The following is a 4,797-nucleotide window of genomic DNA, read 5'->3' on the forward strand; positions in this document are numbered from 1 at the left end:
TTTCTTTGTTAACATTTTTATCACCCAAGAATATTTTATTATAAAAACGAAAGAGTGTCGACTTTGTCGACACTCTGCACGAAGCTACTTTCATACATATGAAAGTAGCTTCGTAATTTTAAAAACTAAGTAAAATTGTCAATAAGGTAATTATTTATTTTATTTGCTATACTCAAAAATAAACTAATTTGCAACAATAAATCCAATATAATCCCTTATACAAAACTGAAATATCAAAATACAAACAGATTCAACAAAAAAAGAGTAGAGAAATAGACGAAAAAGATAAAAAATAAATGGAATATTTTACTTTAATTTGTATATATCATGTGCTAGTATAAGGATACTTTATAACAAAGGGCATACAAATCATTAAAAAGTGAAAAACGGGGGAAATTAAAATGAAAACAAAAAAGCTAATAGTCACACTTTCTTTAATGGTATTAGTAAGTAGTGTACCATCAAAATCAGTTTTTGCAGCAAGTCCAATTTCAATGGATATACTTAATTCAAAGACAGAAATTAGTAGAAGTCCTTCAGATTTTGAATTTAAAACACCTGATAATCAGTTGGTAAAAATACCAGATGAAATTATCACTCCTAAGTTTAACAAAGAAAATAATGCTCAAGTTAATAGTGATGTAGAGTCAGGTTATGACAAAGTAAAAGTAGTAGCAGAACAAATAGCACCAAAGCTACTAGCTCAACCAGATCCTTTAAAAAGTACAAGCGTTCAATATGCTTTAATTGACAATGGAAAAATTGTACTATCTGGTAATGCAGGAGTGTATTCAAAAGACAGTAATGAATCTTTAACTGCTGACAACATGTATGGTATAGGTTCTGTTAGTAAAATATTTGTAACAACAGCAGTAATGAAATTAGTAGATCAAGGGAAGATTGATCTTGATGCACCAGTAACTAAATATATTAAAGATTTCAAAATGGCAGATGATAGGTATAAAAAGATTACAGTTAGAATGCTTTTAAATCACTCATCAGGATTAATGGGAACATGCTATAATAACACAATGCTTTTCAATGATAATGATACTTATGCACATGATACATTATTAAGTCAGTTAAAAACACAACGATTAAAAGCAGAGCCTGGTGCTTACTCTGTGTATTGCAATGATGGGTTCAGTCTTGCTGAAATTTTAGTAGAACGTGTGGCAGGTGATAGTTATACAAATTATATAACCAAAAATATTACGAATCCTTTAAAAATGAATAACACTAAAACGCCTGTGAGTAAATTTGATAGGGACAAGCTTGTTAAAACATATTATCCAGATATACAAAATGCATTGCCTGTAGATAATTTAGATATAATTGGTGCAGGGGGACTTTATTCAAGTGCAGAGGATTTATGTAAATTTGCAACTACTTTTACTAATAACTCAAACAAAATTCTATCAGATAATTCTTTAAAAGCAATGGAAAATAAAGAATATTTAAGAGGCATTTGGCCAGCTGGTGAAGAAAGTGAATTAAGTTATGGATTAGGTTGGGATAATGTAAATTTGTATCCTTTTAACAGATTTAATATTAAAGCTTTAGAGAAATCTGGAGACACTAATCTTTATCATAGTAGTTTAGTTGTTTTACCAGAAAAAAATATGGCTATGGCTGTAGTGAGTTCTGGTGGAACAGGTGGAAATGATACATGGTTGGCTGAACAAATACTTTTGGTTGCATTAAAAGAAAAAGGTGATCTAGGTAACGAGACACTACCTAATACCAATATTCCACTTGAAAAAGTTGCTGTACCATCAGAGCTTAAACAATATGAGGGATTATATATGTCACCAAAACGAGAACTAGGATTTATAGATGTTAAAATTGATGAGTCTGGAACACTTAGTTATTCTAATCCTGAAAATCCAGATTCTGAAGTAACAACACTCACTTATACAAAGGATGGTACCTTTAAAACAAGTGATGGATCAAAAAGTTATAAGTTTGTGAAAGAATCAAATGGGAAAATATATATTCAAAAGACCATGTATGGAGGAATAGGCGTTCAAAATTCATATGTAGCACAAAAAAAAGAAGCTAATAATATACCTGAAAATATATCTAAAGCATGGGAAAAAAGAGCAGAAAAAGCATATTTCTTAGTTAATGAAAAATATTCTTCACAAGCTTATATGACAGAATCTCCATCTCCCATTCAAACATTTAGATTTATAAAAGGATTTGAAGGGTATGTTAGTTTTAATAAAATAGTAGATGAAAACACAGCTGTTCCTATATTGGATGTACCAGGTGTTATATCACGTGATCAAAGTGATTATAAATTTTACAATAAGGATAACCATGAATATTTTACAGCAGGTGGATATACTTTCGTAGATGATTCGGCTGTATCAACTTTACCAACAGAAGATAAGTTTACATGCAAAATTGGTAAAGAAGGTTATGCTCAATGGTACACAATTGGTGATGAATCAGCTAATAAAGAAATAACTATAAATGTACCTAAAGATGCTGCTTTTGTTGTATATGACAATAATGCTAAGTTAATTGAGGATTCTGTAATATCAAGAGATAATAAAGTTACATTACCAAAGGGAGGCCTTATAGTATTTGTAGGTAGTGCAAAAGCCAAATTTAACATTAAATATAATTAGCATAATAATTGCCCCTGCTACAAAGTAAATTTTACTTTGTAGCAGGGGATCTTTTTATATATTTAGGATAATTAAATGCAAGAGAATTGCCTTGTGTTTTTAATAACTATAGTGTGTTTTATAAAGATTAACATTCATATCTTGACAACTTATTTTTAAAATATGTCATTTCATCTAAAAGTTATGGAAAGTAGTCTCTTTTGTATTATGAATTGTATATATATGGTAAAATTTATAATGAAAGGGGATGAAATTATGAATTCTATTGTTTTGGTAATTGCAGGTGCATGTATTTTAGTGATAGGCTACAGGTTATATGGTGCATTTATTGCTGCAAAAGTATTAGCTTTAGATGAATCTCGTAAGGTTCCTTCTGAAGTATATAATGATGGTTCAGACTATGTACCTACGAATAAGTGGGTATTACTTGGACATCATTTTGCAGCTATTGCAGGGGCTGGGCCTCTTGTTGGTCCTGTTCTAGCTGCTCAATTTGGCTTTCTTCCTGGAGCACTATGGATATTAATTGGGTCTGTAGCAGCTGGTGCTGTTCATGACATGATTATGTTATTTGCTTCAGTTAGATTTAAGGGACAATCTATAGCAGAAATAGCTCATCAATGTTTAGGTAAAAGAGTTGGTCTTATAGCTTCGATTTCTGTCATCTTTATACTTATAATTACAATGGCAGGTCTTGGACTTCCTGTTGTTAACTCTCTATATAATAGTCCTTGGGGAACTTTCACTGTAGGTGCTACTATTCCCATAGCGATTTTTGTTGGAATTTATTTAAAATTTATTAGACCTGGCAAAATTGGAGAAGCTACTATAATAGGTATGGCATTAGTAATGCTTGGAGTTGTATTTGGTCCTAAAATTCAAGGTACAGCACTTGGTAATTTATTAACTCTTAACATTAAACAATTGTCTGTAGTTTTGGTTATATACGGATTTTGTGCTGCTGCATTACCAGTTTGGTTATTACTATTGCCTCGTGATTATTTAAGTACTTATATGAAACTTGGTGTAATTGGTGCATTATCTGTTGGTATAATAATAATTCAACCTCACTTACAAATGCCCGCAGTAACTCAATTTGTTAATGGTGGTGGACCAGTTATTAGTGGTAAAGTTTTTCCGTTTCTTTTTATAACAATAGCTTGTGGTGCATTATCAGGATTCCACTCATTAATAAGTACTGGTACTACGCCTAAATTAATTGCAAACGAAAAAGATATTTATCCAATAGGATATGGCTCAATGCTAATTGAAGCATTTGTAAGCTTTATGGCATTAATCGCAGCTTGTGCTTTGCCTACAGGAGATTATTTTGCAATTAATTCTGCTCCAGAAGTTTTTGCCAAGTTGGGAATGAGTACACATGATTTGTCATGGCTTGAGAACCTTGTTGGTGAAACATTATCAGGTAGAACTGGGGGATCTGTTTCGTTAGCTGTTGGTATGACATATGTATTTCATAGTATTCCAGGTATAGATAAATTAATGTCTTACTGGTATCACTTCTGCATAATGTTTGAAGCATTATTCATATTAACAACTATAGATTCTGGTACAAGAATTGGAAGATATTTATTACAAGATCTTTTTGGAAAGGTTAATAAGAAGTTTAAAGAAAAATCTATGTTTAATCTTATTTTCTTTAGTGCATTAATGTCTCTTGCCTGGGGGTCATTACTTTATAGTGGTAATATTTCAACCATTTGGCCAATGTTTGGAGTAGCTAATCAGTCATTAGCAGCAATAGCATTTGCAATTGGTACATCAGTTCTTATAAAAATGAATAAAAAGAAGTATGTCCCAATAACAATAATTCCAATGGCTTTTATCACAGTAACTACAACATGGGCTTCACTTGAAAATATATTTAAAAATTATATTCCCAATGGAAAAGTTGCTTTAACTGTATTATCCTTTATAGTAATGATAATGTTAATAGTAATGATAGTTGAATGTATTAAATCTTGGGTAAAGAATTGGGATAAAACTTTTACTGGGGAACTAGACGATAATTATGGTGAAGAAGTTATAAGTAAAACATTGCATGAAAGTATTTAATTATATATCTATAGTTGAGAATTTTTAGATACAAATTTTTACAGTATATATTTATAATATACTTTAAGCAATTTTCATGGTTTTT

2 protein-coding genes and 1 pseudogene are annotated in these 4,797 nt (G+C 30.7%); all 3 read left to right on the forward strand.

The genetic code is table 11. The annotated features are described in order from the left end of the window. The first annotated feature begins 401 nt into the window (after positions 1–401). The 3 genes and pseudogenes from NNC19_RS23120 to NNC19_RS23125 all read left to right on the forward strand — a co-directional run bounded on the left by NNC19_RS23120 (position 402) and on the right by NNC19_RS23125 (position 4,712). Positions 402–2,636 (forward strand): serine hydrolase domain-containing protein, encoded by a 2,235-nt coding sequence (locus NNC19_RS23120; RefSeq protein ID WP_310941047.1) that lies wholly within the window; start codon positions 402–404, stop codon positions 2,634–2,636. Positions 2,637–2,713: 77 nt separating this feature from the next. Beyond that, positions 2,714–2,767: pseudogene (locus NNC19_RS23560) on the forward strand (YoaP domain-containing protein); the annotation flags it as partial. 124 nt (positions 2,768–2,891) lie between these two features. Beyond that, entirely contained in the window at positions 2,892–4,712 is a 1,821-nt protein-coding gene (locus NNC19_RS23125) for a carbon starvation protein A (RefSeq protein WP_310941048.1), read from the forward strand. Positions 4,713–4,797 lie beyond the last annotated feature (85 nt).

The sequence above is a fragment of the Clostridium sp. SHJSY1 genome, from assembly GCF_031626875.1.
In the GTDB taxonomy this organism is placed as follows: domain Bacteria; phylum Bacillota; class Clostridia; order Clostridiales; family Clostridiaceae; genus Clostridium.